The sequence below is a fragment of the Streptomyces sp. Ru62 genome, assembly GCF_002920615.1.
Classification (GTDB): Bacteria; Actinomycetota; Actinomycetes; order Streptomycetales; family Streptomycetaceae; genus Streptomyces.
This window is the reverse complement of the sequence record NZ_PQSU01000030.1, coordinates 36,443-48,890: the sequence shown is the minus strand read 5'-3', so window position 1 is coordinate 48,890 and position 12,448 is coordinate 36,443. Positions and strand designations below refer to the sequence as shown.

Sequence of the window (12,448 nt, the reverse complement as noted above, 5' to 3'; positions counted from 1 at the left end):
CCCTCCGTCGCCCTTCCCTCACGCTTCCCCGCACGCCTCCTCGAAGAAGTCGAGGTTCTCCTGGAGGGACTTCAGCAGCCGGTCCCGCTCGGCCTCGTCCACCTGCACGGGAACCACTCCGGATGCGCCGGTGAGCCTGCGGAAGCCGCCCCGGCGCTCCAGCCGGCCGTGCACGCGGACGGGGAGGCCGACGAGGTGGGCGTGGCCGGCGATGCGGTAGTCCTCCTCGTCGAGGGTGACGCGGACGTGCGGGACGTCGGCGCCGGCGAGGACGCGCAGGCGTACGGTGCCCTCGCCGCCGGGACCGGAGCGGCGCATGCGGACGACGGCGCCGGTGACGCTGACCGGGACGGAGGGTTCGGCACGCAGGTAGCGGGCGGCGGCCTCGCGGAGCGCGGGCAGGTCGCCGGGTGAGAACTCGACGGGTTCGGCGGACGGGGCGCACCCTTCGGGGACGCCGGTGCCGGGGGCCCAGGCGACGGCGACCCGGGCTCCCTCGGTGCCGCGGACCAGGCCGGCGAGCGCCTCGGTGAGTTCCCGGCTGACGCCGGCCTCGACGGCGCCGTCGAAGGCGTCCATGCCGCCGGTGGCCCGCCGGTAGTCGATGGCCTCGCGGGCGGCGTGGAGGGCCTGGTGGAGGCGGACGGCGAGGGGGCGGCCGGCGGTCACGGGGACGAAGGCGGTGAGGGTGCGGCCCTCGGCGGCGGGGCCGACGAGGACGTCGTCCAGGAGGGCGGTGGCGGAGCGGCGGTGGCGGGCGCCGTAGTAGCCGGCACGCGCGCGCGTGGCGAGTGCGGCGGCGAGCAGCATGTGCCGGGCGGCGCCGCGCAGCAGGTCGTCCGCGGTCCAGGGGGCGGCACCGGCGGGTCCGCTCGGGGGGTCGCGCCACCAGCGGATCTCGTCGCTGGGGACGGCGAGGGAGATCAGGACCTCGCGCGCGGAGGGGGTGTGGCTGCGGGCGAGGGCGTCGAGGGCCTCGGCGAGCAGGTCGTCGCTGTCGGGGAAGGCGCGGCTCTCGGGGACGAGCAGACTGGTTGCGCCGCCGGCCGGGCCGGGCGGAGTCCAGCGGCCGTACCGGCCGGGTGCTCCGCCGCGCCGCTGCCAGCCGTGCCGGCGCAGCAGGGCGCCGAGCACGGCGGGGTCGACGTCGGCGGGCTCGGGCGGCCGGTCCCAGGGAAGGTCGTCGGGGTGCGGCCGGAGCTGCCGTACCGGCTCGTCGGAGGGACGGTTCCTCATGGTCTGCCTCCCGTCCCGACCCGCGTCATGATCTCGCAGAGCGCCCGGTCGTCGAAGATGCGCGAGGTCGGTATCCGCACGGTGGTCCGGTTCCGGCCGGTGATGGGATGGCCCGCGAGGTTGATCCAGTAGCAGCAGTGCCTCAGGTCGAGGCGGTCGTGGCTGGCGCGCAGCCAGTCGCCCTGGGAGCGCGGCACGAGCATGACGACCAGGATCTTGTGCACCGAGACGGGGGTGCGGGCGAGCTTGCGCAGGTGGTCGTTGTCGAGGGTGAAGGAGAAGGAGCGCCCCGGGGGGTTCGGCGGGACCTGGTAGGTGGCTTTGAGCTGCACCTTGATCGTGACCTCGTCGTCGACGGTGTGTGCGGGCGCGCTGTGGCTGACGTGCCAGTCGATGCCGTTGTCCGGGAAGGGCTGGGACAGCGAGCAGCCGGCCGCGGCGGCGACCGCGTGCAGATAGCCGACCTGCAGTGTCTCCATGCAGGCGGTGGTGGCGAGCGAGCCGCGAAGGTGACCCGGACGTTCGGGCAGCAGCCCGCCCCGCTCGGGCTGCGCTATGGCCATGACCAACAGCCTTCCAAGGCAAGGGTTTCCCCAGTCGGGCCGCTGAACTGCAAAGACCCGTACTCCTGTTGTCTCCTCCCGGCGTACGGCGCAAACGGCCCGGGTATCACCAAACGGGCAGAAGACGGAACGTCACCTGCCGTGGGTGAACGAGGAGTTGGGTTGGGATGACGACCTGGTACGAGGGGCCGCTGGCCGCCTTCGACACGGAGACGACGGGCGTGGACGTCGAGACCGACCGGATCGTGTCGGCCGCCGTCGTCGTCCAGGACGCGCCGGGGACCCGGCCCCGGATCACCCGGTGGCTGGTGAACCCGGGCGTGCCGGTGCCGGAGGCGGCGACCGCGGTGCACGGGCTGACGGAGGAGCACCTGCAGCACAACGGGCGCTGGCCGGCCCCGGTGATGTACGAGATAGCCGAGCAGCTGGCCGAGCACGCGGCGCTGGGCCGGCCGCTGGTGGTGATGAACGCGCCGTTCGATCTGACGCTGCTGGACCGGGAGTTGCGCCGGCACCGGGCGTCGTCGCTGCACCGCTGGTTCGAGTCGGTGCCGCTCAGGGTGCTGGACCCGCGGGTGCTGGACAAGCATCTGGACCGGTACCGCAAGGGCCGGCGCACGCTGACGGACCTGTGCGCGCACTACGAGGTGACGCTGCAGGACGCGCACGACGCGGCGGCGGACGCGCTGGCCGCGATGGATGTCGTCCGGGCGCTGGGCCGCAGGTTCGCGGCCCGGCTGGAGCGGCTGTCCCCCGCCGACCTGCACACACTGCAGGCGAACTGGCACGCGGCGCAGGCACGGGGCTTGCAGGCGTGGTTCGCCCGCAGCGGCTCGGAGGAGGTCGTCAGCACGGAGTGGCCGCTCAGGCCGGAGCTGCCTGCGGCGGCGTGACGGGGTCGGTGGCATGAAGAAGGCCGGTCCGCGACGGCGGACCGGCCTTTCCCGGTGGGCGATACTGGGTTCGAACCAGTGACCTCTTCGGTGTGAACGAAGCGCTCTCCCACTGAGCTAATCGCCCGGGAACGCACTGAACAATACAGGTCCCGGCGGGGTTCCTTCAAACCGCTTCCAGGTGGCGCCGCAGTCCGCGCCGTCCGGCCCGCATCATCAGCCGGTGGTTGAGGCGGAAGAGCGGCCGTCCCGGTACGGCGAGCCGCCTGAGCAGGGGCTTGCGGACGCGGACCTCCTGGTCGTAGCGGGCGAGGGTGCCGGGGCCGGCGGGGGTGACCGTCCAGCGGGCCCAGCCGTCGATGTCGCCGGACAGGGTGACCTCCAGGACGCCGGCGGCCGGGTCCCGGCGGGTCTCCCGCACGGTGGACGTGAGGGCGTACGGCAGCGCGGACCGGATGGTGATCACACCGGTGCCGTCGTCCCGCCGGGTCACCGCCCGCACCTGCGGCCACCAGCGGGGATAGTCCTCGGCCCGCTCCAGTGCCGCGTACACGGCGGCCGGCGGGGCGGGCAGGGGCCACTCGCTGCGGAAGCGGTAGTGGTTCCAGTCCATGGGTCGAGTGTGCGCGACGACGTACGGGGATCTGAGTACGGGTACTCATGCGGCGGGCGGTGGCCGGCGTCACACTGGGGGGCGCGAGCGCCGCCGCCCGTGCAGCGGCGCTCCCCCAGCCCGGTCGGCGGTCCCGGTCAGGCCGGTATCTCGTCGCCGAGCAGGGCCAGGTTCTCGATGGCGGCGAGGCCGTAGAGGGCGGTGTCGTTGGTGGACACCCAGGCCGCCTCGCTCCCTTCGACCAGGGTGGCCGGTCCGGTCAGCTTCTCGGTCTTCCAGGGGGAGGACTCGGTGTAGCCGTCGGAGCCGTAGAACTTGGCCCAGGCCCGCTTGGCGAGGGCAGCGTCGCCGGTCTGTACGGCGGCGTAGGCGTCGAGGCGCGAGTGGCCCTGGAAGAGCAGCAGGCTGCCGAAGTCGGAGCCGTAGCGGGCCTTCTGCTCGGCCTTGGTGGCGTTGAAGTAGCGGCAGTAGTCCAGGTAGGCGTCCTTGAACTCCGGCATGTCGACGAGGTGGATCAGCTCGGCGCACAGCTCGTTCAGCCCGAAGACGGCCGAGAGGTGGGAGACGGAGACCACCGGCTTGTCGGCGACGGCGAACTTCCCGGTGTCGAGGTCGTACAGGCCGCCGCCCTGGACGAAGCCGTTGGGCTGGGCGGCGATGCCCTCCATGGTGGACAGGACGCGTGCCTTGGCCTTCTCCCACTGGGGGCCCTTGCGTTCCCACTCGGTCAGCCAGGCCGACACCAGGCCGCTCCAGTCGGTGCCGAAGCCGATCGACAGGGCGTGCCGGTCGGGCGTGTAGGGGTCGGTGCGGACCTTGCGCTGCGGGTCGAGGACGAGGAAGGTCTCGTCGGAGCCGACGTTGGCGTGCATGAGGTCGCCGACGCGTTCGTCGGCCGTGAGGAAGTAGTAGAAGCGCCGGTACGTCGTGTTGGCGATGCGCTGCTGCTTGGCGCTGTCGGCGTAGTGCTGGACGCCGTGCCGGGTGCCGAGGCCCGCCCATTTCCCGAGGTGGTAGACGTCGACCTCGCCGGTGTGCCGGGTCATCGCCTCGGCGAAGCGGAAGATGTCGGACCGGCCGCTTCTGAGGTACGCGTACCAGAGCCACAGGTCGGGTGAGAGCTCGGAGTTGTCCCAGGCGTAGCCGCCGATGTCGTAGCGCCACACGTGCCGGGCGGAGTCGTAGGTGTGCATGATGTCGCCGTAGTCCCAGAAGCCGTACCAGCGGCGCATCTCCACCTGGTCCCTGTAGTAGGTGAAGAGGAAGTCGAGGTGGTCCTCGATCTTCGCCTTGGCCGGGGTGGAGCGGTCCGGCTCGGCGTACAGGCCGGGGCCGAAGACCTTGGCCTGGATGAGCTGCCGGGGCGGGGCGGCGAGCTGGGGCAGCACCCGGACGGCCCGGGCCTGCCGGGCGAGGGTCTCGGCGGCCGGGGTGGAGTCGTTGGCCCAGAAGAGGAGTTCGGAGGTGCGGGCGATGCCGTAGGGGGTGCCGAACCCGGGTTCGTAGTCCTCGTAGGTGATGTTGAGGCCTTCGAGCTGCTCGGCGTAGGTGTCCTGGGCCATGCCGTCGTGGTAGAAGCGCAGGTCCATGGGCTGGGCCTCGGGTGACCAGAGCCAGAGGGTGACGGTGGCCTCGTCGGTGTGGGCGTCGCGGATGTCGAGCTGGGCGGGGAACTTCTCCCAGAAGTCCCGCAGGCCGAAGGAGAGGCCGCCGCTCGTCCCGCCGACGTAGCCGAAGCCGGAGGCCCGCCCGCCGCTGCCGGCGGCGATCCAGCCGTGGCCCTTCTTGGTGCGCTTGCGGACGGTGAAGCCGTCGGCCGAGAGCTGGGAGAGGGTGTGGTCGCCCCAGTGCGGGATGTACTGCAGGCGGGTCGTCACCCGCTGGTCCCAGGTGGCCGGGTCGGGCAGCTTCCTCCCCTCGTACTGCGCGGCCTGCACGGCGGCGCCGGGGTCGCGGCGCAGTCCGGTGATGCCCTGGACGGCCTCGCGGAGCAGGCCGGTGCCCTCGCCGCCGAGGCGGATGTGCCGGTCGTAGGGCGCGTCGCGCATCGGGACGGTGAAGCGGACGCCGAGGCCGCGGATGAAGTCGCCGGATGCCTTGCCGGGTTCCTGGGTGCCGTCGTAGGTGAGGGTGTGCACCATGCGGAAGGAGTCCGAGCCGGCGTGGAAGTAGAGGCGGAGGGAGAACGGCAGCCAGCCGCGGTCGCCCTTGCGGTGCTTGCCGTCGACGCGGACGACGGCCCGGACCGGTCCGTCCTGTTCGACGGCGACCCCGGAGATCGTGCCGTCGAACCGCTCGGTCCTGACCGTGCCCTGGTCCTCGTCCTCGATCTCGGGCTGCCGGATCAGGACGAGTCTGCCGTTGCTGGCGATCTCCGTGGACCCGCGGGTGACGGACTTGACGATCGTGGACCCGTTCGTGCCGATCTTGGCGGTGATGACGCCGGTGGAGACGTCGACGGTGCCGCCGCTTCTGTCGACGGTCACCTTCCTGGCGGGTTCGGCGGGGGTGCCCGGGGTGAGCGTGAGCCTGCCGTTGCCCGAACTGACGGCGTGAGCCGTCCACTTGAGGGAGCCGTCGGGCCAGTAGGCGAGCGGCCAGGTCTGGACGGGGACGGCCTTGCCGTCGGCGTCCGTGACGGCGAAGGTCTGGTCCTCCTGGTGGGCGCCCATGGGCCAGGGCACGCCCACGGTCGCGCCGGGGGCCGCGCCGAGGCCGCCGTCCTCCAGCCAGTCCAGGGTCACCGGGTCGACGCCGTCACCGGCGGCTCCGGGCGCGGCCTCGGCACTCCTGGTCCCGAGGGCCCAGCTGAACTGGGCGGCGGCTCCGGCGACGGCGGCGGCCTTGAGGAGGGACCTGCGGGGGATGGGAGACATGAGAGTGGCGGCCTTCCTTCCGTACGGTTCTAGTCAGGGGCATGACAGAGAAGGGCGCGGTGCTCGGGGCACCGGCCTTGAGTGACGGGCACCGGTGGTCCAGAGGTGCCGGGAACCTCCGGCGGGCTCAGCGGTTCCGGAACCTCCGGCGGGCTCAGCGGCGCCGGTACCGCTGCTCGACGGCGACGGCCGCCGCGGCGACGGCTCCCAGCACGGGGACCGCCAGCGGGGCGATGAGCAGGGCGGACGTGCAGGTCAGGACGGCTCCGCCGACGAGCAGGAAGGAGCCGGCGGGGTCCTGGACGGTCCGCCGTCCGGCGTCGGCGAGCAGCACCCGCCAGCGCTGCCCCGGCGTCCAGACCGCCGCCGCCCGCAGCCCGGCCACGGCCAGCCCGAGCAGCGCGAACAGTCCCACGGCCCCGATCAGCGGCCCGCCGGGCAGCCCGGCCCGCACGGCCTGGACGTCCACCCAGCCGAGCAGCGCGGCGACCCACCCGGCGACACCGACCGCCCATCCCCCGCGCAGCGCGGACCGGAAGTCGGCGGTGAACTCCCGCCATCCACCACCCCGCTGGGCGATGCGCCGGCGCAGGTGCCGGGCACCGGCGGCGAACGCGGCCGGGTAGGTGACGACCCCGAGGGAGGCGACCGCGATCCACACCCCGGTCAGCAGGCACTCGGCGAAGAGCCCGAAGCGCTCGGCGAACAGGGACTCCCGGCGCGGCTTCACCCGTGCTTCGGCCATCGCTCAGCCCTTCAGTCCGGAGGTCGCCATGCCGTCGATGAGGTAGCGCTGGAAGGCGAGGAAGAACAGCAGCACGGGCAGCAGCGCGACGAGCGACATCGCGATCATGCCGCCGTAGTTGGCGGCCACGCCGTCGGAGTCGCGGAACATCATCAGGCCCAGCGAGACGGTGTACTTGCCGGGCTCGTTGAGGTAGATCAGCGGGCCCATGAAGTCGTTCCAGGCGTTGATGAAGGTGAAGATCGCGCTGGTGATGAGCGCGGGCCGGCACAGCGGCAGCACGACCGACCAGTAGATGCGCAGGTGTCCGCAGCCGTCGAGGCGGGCGGCCTCGTCCAGTTCACGGGGCAGGTTCCGCATGAACTGCACCATGAGGAAGACGAAGAAGGCCTCGGTGGCGAGGTACTTGCCGATCAGCAGCGGCACATAGGTGTTGACCAGCTCCAGCTTCTGGAACATCACGTACTGCGGGATCAGCAGCACGTGGTACGGCAGCAGGAGCGTGCCGATCATGAGGGAGAACAGCAGGTTGCGCCCGGCGAACCTGATGCGCGCGAAGGCGTACGCGGTCAGCGAGCAGGACACCAGGACGCCGACGACCGCTCCGCCCGCGTAGAAGAGGGAGTTCTGGAAGAACGTCCAGATCGAGATGTCCGCGATGCCGTCGGCGAGGCCCTTGAAGTTGGACAGGATCGGCCGGGACGGGAACAGCGTCAGGCTGTTGATGATGTCCTTGCTCGGCTTGAAGGAGGCGCCGATCACCCAGACGACCGGGTAGAGGATGACGGCCAGGATCAGCAGGGCGCCGAGGTGCCAGGCGAGGGAGCCGGTGCGCTTGCGGGCGAGTCCGCCGCCGAGGGGTTTGGTGGTGGTCGCGCTCATCGGGCGTCCTCCTCGTAGTGCACCCACTTCTTCTGCGACCAGAAGAGGACGGCCGTCACCAGGGCCACGGCGAGCAGCAGCATCCAGGCCATGGCGGAGGCGAAGCCCATCTGGGAGTTCTTGAAGCCCTGCTGGTAGAGGTAGCAGGTGTAGACGAGCGTGGCGTCGGCCGGTCCGCAGTAGGTGTTGGAGACGACGTAGGCCGACCCGAAGATCTGGAAGGAGTGGATGGTCTCCAGCAGCACGTTGAAGAAGAGCACCGGGGAGATCATCGGCAGCGTGATGTTCCAGAACTTCCGGAAGGGCCCGGCGCCGTCCATCTCGGCCGCCTCGTACAGCGCCCTGGGCACCTGCTTGAGCCCTGCCAGGAAGATGACCATGGGCGCCCCGAACTGCCACACGGTCAGCGCGACCAGGCAGTACAGCACCCAGTCGGCGTTGCCGACCCAGCCGCCGACGTGGAAGCCGAGGAAGGTCTGCGTACGGTCCACGACCGCGCCGTCGGAGAACAGCGACCGCCAGACGAAGCCGACCGAGACGCTCGCGCCGATGAGCGAGGGGGCGTAGAAGGCGGCCCGGTAGAAGGCCTGTCCGCGGCGGCTCTGGGCGAGGAGCAGGGCGACGCCGAGGGCGAGCAGCAGCTTCAGCGGGGTGCCGATGACGACGTACTTGGCCGTCACCTCGACCGACTTCTGCCATCTCGGGTCGTCGAACATCTTGGTGAAGTTGTCGAACCCGACCCACTTCGGGGTGGTGAAGAGGTTGTAGTCGGTGAACGCGAAGTACAGCGATGCGATCATCGGGCCCGCGGTCAGCAGCAGGAAGCCGGCGATCCACGGGGACATGAAGAGGTAGCCGGCGAGGTTCTCCCGCCGCCGGCCCGGCCGCCGCGTCCTCGGGGTGGCGGCCGAGCGTGCCGCGCGGGTCGCGGGCACCGAGTCCTTGACGAGCGTCACGGCGGTCCCCCTCAGGCCTGGAAGGCGGCCTCGGCCTCGGTGAAGAACTGCTTCACCGCGTCCGCGACCTTCGCCTTGCCCTGTCCGAGGTCGCCGCCGATGCGCAGGAAGGCGGCCTCGATGGTGTCGGCACCGGACGGGTGCGGGGTGATCGTGCCGAGGACGCCGGACTTGGCGGTGTCCTCCTCGTACTGCGCGATCTCCTTGTTGACCGCGTCGGTCGGCTTGTAGGCCTCGTACTGCTCGGTGCCGGCGAGGATGCCCCGGTCGTAGCCCATGACCTTGCCGACCCGGGGGTCATGGACCATGAAGTCGATGAACTGCGCGACTTCCTCGGGGTGGGAGGTGCGGGCGGAGGCGCTGAGCATCAGGGAGGCGAGGTACTGGCCGGTCTGCTTGCCGTCCGTGGTGGGGATCGGCGCCAGGCCGTACTCGCTGTCACCCTCCGCGGAGTAGCGGACCGTGAAGTTGTCCCAGGTGAACTCCGAGGCGCCGTGACCGGCGGACAGCGAGGACTTGGGCTGGTCCTGGGAGACGACCTTCGGGTCGGTGACGTGGCCGGCCTTGACCCGGTTGTAGCCGTCGGTCCACCACTCCGTCAGGTCGGCCTTGTCGTAGCCGAGTCCGTCGTCGGTGAAGAACGCCTTGCCGTTCTGGCGGAGGTAGAGGTCGTACAGGTACATGATGGTGAAGTAGCCGGTGTCCCCGGGGACCTTCGTCCGGTCGTGGATGGTCTTCAGGGCCTTGAAGTACTCGTCCCAGGTCCAGCCCGGCCGCGGCTCGACGCCCGCCTTCCGGAAGACCTTCTTGTCGATGACGAGCGCCATGGTGTTGGAGCCGACGGGAACGCCGAGCTGTTTGCCGTCGACCTCGCCGACCTTCGTGACGCCCTCGCGGAAGTGATCCAGGCTCAGATTTCCGGCCTGCACCTGTGACTTCAGATCGAGGAGAATTCCTCGCTTGTCGTACTTCCTAAGGAATGTGACGGCGTTTTGGAAAACGTCCGGGGGATTTCCGCCGGCGGCCTGCGTCTGGAACTTCTCCCAGAACGACTGGTACGTCTGGAAGTCCGTCTTGACCTTGATCTTCGGGTACTTCTCCTCGAAGAGCGCGATGCTCTGGTTGATCTTCTTCGCCCGCTCCTCGGCACCCCACCAGGAGTAACGGATCGTCACCGTCCCGTTCCCGGATCCGCTGTCGCCCCCGCACCCGGTCGTCGCGGCGAGCCCCAGCGTGGCCGCCGACGCCCCGGCCGCCTTCAGGATCGTACGCCTGTCAAGATTCCTGGTTCCCACAGTCGGGCCCTCCCCGCAGCATCGTCGCCGCGCGCCGCATGAATCGTTTCAAGTAAGCGCTTGCTGGCACAAGTTACGGAGGGGTCCGGGGTGCGTCAATGATTCGGACAGGAATTTCTTCCGGCCGACCGGGGCGACGGGTCAGCCTGCCGGCCGTTCCGCCTGGTGAGGCTGGGGGTGGCCAACAGGCCGAACGCGGGGGGCCGACGGGGTGGGGGTGATTGGGCCGGGGGTGGGGGGCGAGCTGGGCGTGGGGTGGGGTGGGAGCCGTGGGGGTCCGTGGGGTGGGGGCGGGTCGGCAGGCCGCGGGTCCGTGAAGTGGGGGCGGAGGCGGGCCGGCAGAGCGCAGGCCCGTGAGGCGAGGCCGGAGACAGGCCGGCTGACTCGTGGCGCCGGGACCTCGTCACCCAGCAGCCCGCAGATCCGCGAGGTCGGGCGGGGCGGGCCGGTCGGCCGGTCAGGTCCGTCAGGTCCGTCAGATCCGTCAAATCCGTCAGGTCGGTCACGTCGGTCAGGTCGGCAGGCACGCTAGCCAGTCGAGCAGGATTCGGTTCGTCTCGTCCGGCGTTCCGGCTGGACGAAGTGCCCGCATCCGGTCCAGGACGTGCGAGCCGAACAGCCCCGGCAGGGTGTCGGGGACTGCCTTCAGGGCGTCGGCCAGCCAGGCGAGGGAGGCGTCCCGCTCGCCCCGGTGAACAGCGAGGGCTGCGTGATCGGGGCGCCCGCCTGATCGGCCAGGTCCGCCCAGTACCGGTCCACGTTCCGGTACCGGTGCAGGGCCCCGGTCATTCCGGCCCGCTCGAACGCCCCGGCGTACACGTCGAGGTCCCGCTCCCGCAGCCAGGACGGCAGAACACCGGTGGGGAAGCGGTCACGCAGAGTGCCGCCGGGGCTGACGGAGTACGGGGCCGGGCGTCCGGCCCGGGCATGGTGTCGGCGGACAGGGCCGCGTAGAGACCGGCCGGCCACCCGCGCACACCGGGCTCGATCTCGGCCTCCGCGCGGACCGGAGCTGCGGTGTCAGTGGTGCCGGCGGGGCGGGGGCCGGGGGCTGGGTGCAGGTGAGGTCGTGAGGGCCGGGTAGGCCGTCGAGGGTTGAGCGGGCCGGTGAAGGACGGGTGGGCCGGTGAGGGCCGAGCGGGGCGGTGAGGGCCTGGTGGGGCGGTGAGGGCCGGATGGGTCGGCGGAGGGTCTTCAGGTTTGCGGAGCCGGGGAGGCGCAGGCGGTCAGGACGCTCGATCGGGTGACGGGGGACGATCTTCGGTCGGGACGTACGGTCGGTGCCGGAGCCGGGCGAGGCGTCGGCGCCAGGCGGGGCGTCGGCGCCGGGCGACGTGGTCCCCGGGCTGCGGTCGCGTCTCGTGACGGTAGGGGCGCGGGCGGGCCGGTGTTCGGCGGCCTGTGCCGGCGCTGCCGGGTCGGGCCCGCGTCACGGTGATCCGGTGGGTGGCCCGGCGGGCACGGGAGTTGTTGCCGTTCGGCAAGGCGCGCGAGTGGCCGCGAGTGGCCGAGACCAGGGCCCACCTGCCTCGCACCCGCCGCCGACAGGGCGGGCGAACGCCGACGGCCCACCTGCTGGTCGCAGATGGGCCGTCGGTCCGGGTGGGCGATACTGGGTTCGAACCAGTGACCTCTTCGGTGTGAACGAAGCGCTCTCCCACTGAGCTAATCGCCCCGGCGCAGGAAGAACATTACCCCATGTCAGGGGGTGCTTCCGACCGGGGCCGGGCCGCGGGGGCGGTCCGCCCCCGGAGCCGCGTCACTGGTCCTTGATCTTCCACGGCATGACGAGGCCGAACTTCCACAGGTAGATCCCGGCGAGCACGCCGATGATCACCAGGCCGATCACGGTCAGTGTGATGTTGCGGCGGCGCACCTTGGGGTCGAGGGCCCGATGGGCCGCCTCGGTGACCTTGCGTTTGGTCCAGCGGAGCACGAGCTGGGCCCAGACGAACTCGGTCGCCCAGATGGCCATGCCCCCGAAGATCACCACCCAGCCGGGCCCGGGCAGCGGCAGCATGACGATCCCCGCGCCGACCACCGCGAGGCCGACCACGAAGACCCCGACCTGCCAGCTCAGGTGCAGGAGCCGGCGGGACTTGATGAACTCCGGCGCCCGTGAGCCGAGCCCGCGCTCGGCATCGTGCCCGGCCTCCTGCCCGGCCTCGGGCCGGTCCGTCCCCGCCTTGTCCGCTGCCACGGCGACCTCGCCCGGCTCGTCACTCCCCGTATTCATACAGACAAACCCTACCCGAGTGAATCCAGTCACCGGAATGGCCGTAGGACTGGTACGAGTTCTCCGCCGGAAGAGTTACGTAAACACACGCAAAACCCTCAGAGGGGTTTACAACGGCACCGTAGGTGGCATGTCGATTTCGCCGACGTGCGA

At 71.1% G+C, this 12,448-nt stretch carries 10 protein-coding genes, 2 tRNA genes and 1 pseudogene; 1 reads left to right on the top strand and 12 read right to left on the bottom strand.

What is annotated here, in order from left to right; translation table 11 throughout:
* Window positions 1–18: 18 nt before the first annotated feature.
* Window positions 19–1,236 carry a hypothetical protein gene (locus C3492_RS33295; protein ID WP_103816372.1) on the bottom strand — a complete coding sequence of 406 codons (1,218 nt, stop codon included), beginning with the start codon at window positions 1,234–1,236 and terminating at the stop codon, window positions 19–21.
* Window positions 1,233–1,799 carry a DUF4365 domain-containing protein gene (locus C3492_RS33290; protein WP_103816371.1) on the bottom strand — a complete coding sequence of 189 codons (567 nt, stop codon included), beginning with the start codon at window positions 1,797–1,799 and terminating at the stop codon, window positions 1,233–1,235. Before C3492_RS33290 ends, C3492_RS33295 begins: the two co-directional genes overlap by 4 nt.
* A 167-nt stretch (window positions 1,800–1,966) precedes the next feature.
* On the opposite strand from C3492_RS33290, the gene C3492_RS33285 reads away from it, so the two are divergent.
* Complete coding sequence (locus C3492_RS33285) at window positions 1,967–2,692, top strand: 3'-5' exonuclease (protein ID WP_103816370.1); 726 nt, start codon at window positions 1,967–1,969, stop codon at window positions 2,690–2,692.
* Between the two features lie 55 nt (window positions 2,693–2,747).
* On the opposite strand, the gene C3492_RS33280 is transcribed toward C3492_RS33285, so the two are convergent.
* The 10 genes and pseudogenes from C3492_RS33280 to C3492_RS33235 all read right to left on the bottom strand — a co-directional run bounded on the left by C3492_RS33280 (window position 2,748) and on the right by C3492_RS33235 (window position 12,295).
* A tRNA-Val gene (locus tag C3492_RS33280) sits at window positions 2,748–2,819 on the bottom strand.
* A 39-nt stretch (window positions 2,820–2,858) separates the two neighbouring features.
* Window positions 2,859–3,305, bottom strand: a complete 447-nt coding sequence (locus C3492_RS33275; protein ID WP_103816369.1) for an SRPBCC family protein — start codon at window positions 3,303–3,305, stop codon at window positions 2,859–2,861.
* A gap of 137 nt (window positions 3,306–3,442) precedes the next feature.
* On the bottom strand, window positions 3,443–6,181 hold the full coding sequence (locus tag C3492_RS33270) for a Tat pathway signal sequence domain protein (RefSeq protein ID WP_103816368.1): 2,739 nt from the start codon (window positions 6,179–6,181) through the stop codon (window positions 3,443–3,445).
* 154 nt (window positions 6,182–6,335) lie between these two features.
* Complete coding sequence (locus C3492_RS33265) at window positions 6,336–6,926, bottom strand: hypothetical protein (RefSeq protein WP_103816367.1); 591 nt, start codon at window positions 6,924–6,926, stop codon at window positions 6,336–6,338.
* A 3-nt stretch (window positions 6,927–6,929) separates the two neighbouring features.
* Window positions 6,930–7,808, bottom strand: a complete 879-nt coding sequence (locus C3492_RS33260) for a carbohydrate ABC transporter permease (protein WP_103816366.1) — start codon at window positions 7,806–7,808, stop codon at window positions 6,930–6,932.
* Window positions 7,805–8,764 carry a carbohydrate ABC transporter permease gene (locus tag C3492_RS33255; RefSeq protein ID WP_103816365.1) on the bottom strand — a complete coding sequence of 320 codons (960 nt, stop codon included), beginning with the start codon at window positions 8,762–8,764 and terminating at the stop codon, window positions 7,805–7,807. The genes C3492_RS33260 and C3492_RS33255 overlap by 4 nt, the downstream gene beginning before the upstream one ends.
* Window positions 8,765–8,775: 11 nt before the next feature.
* Window positions 8,776–10,059: an ABC transporter substrate-binding protein gene (locus C3492_RS33250; protein ID WP_103816364.1), complete on the bottom strand. Its 1,284-nt coding sequence runs from the start codon at window positions 10,057–10,059 to the stop codon at window positions 8,776–8,778.
* 511 nt (window positions 10,060–10,570) lie between these two features.
* A pseudogene (locus C3492_RS46205) lies at window positions 10,571–11,108 on the bottom strand (alpha/beta fold hydrolase); the annotation flags it as partial.
* Window positions 11,109–11,662: 554 nt separating this feature from the next.
* Window positions 11,663–11,734 (bottom strand) — tRNA-Val (locus tag C3492_RS33240).
* Between the two features lie 84 nt (window positions 11,735–11,818).
* Window positions 11,819–12,295, bottom strand: coding sequence for a TIGR02611 family protein (locus tag C3492_RS33235; RefSeq protein ID WP_103816362.1), 477 nt, complete (start codon window positions 12,293–12,295; stop codon window positions 11,819–11,821).
* Window positions 12,296–12,448 lie beyond the last annotated feature (153 nt).

Excerpts from the sequence above, each read along its gene's own strand:
- C3492_RS33270 (WP_103816368.1), bottom strand. The coding sequence starts at position 6,181 with ATGTCTCCCATCCCCCGCAGGTCCCTCCTCAAGGCCGCCGCCGTCGCC.
- C3492_RS33265 (WP_103816367.1), bottom strand. The coding sequence starts at position 6,926 with ATGGCCGAAGCACGGGTGAAGCCGCGCCGGGAGTCCCTGTTCGCCGAG.
- C3492_RS33290 (WP_103816371.1), bottom strand. The coding sequence starts at position 1,799 with ATGGCCATAGCGCAGCCCGAGCGGGGCGGGCTGCTGCCCGAACGTCCG.
- C3492_RS33260 (WP_103816366.1), bottom strand. The coding sequence starts at position 7,808 with ATGAGCGCGACCACCACCAAACCCCTCGGCGGCGGACTCGCCCGCAAG.
- C3492_RS33295 (WP_103816372.1), bottom strand. The coding sequence starts at position 1,236 with ATGAGGAACCGTCCCTCCGACGAGCCGGTACGGCAGCTCCGGCCGCAC.
- C3492_RS33285 (WP_103816370.1), top strand. The coding sequence starts at position 1,967 with ATGACGACCTGGTACGAGGGGCCGCTGGCCGCCTTCGACACGGAGACG.
- C3492_RS33275 (WP_103816369.1), bottom strand. The coding sequence starts at position 3,305 with ATGGACTGGAACCACTACCGCTTCCGCAGCGAGTGGCCCCTGCCCGCC.
- C3492_RS33235 (WP_103816362.1), bottom strand. The coding sequence starts at position 12,295 with ATGAATACGGGGAGTGACGAGCCGGGCGAGGTCGCCGTGGCAGCGGAC.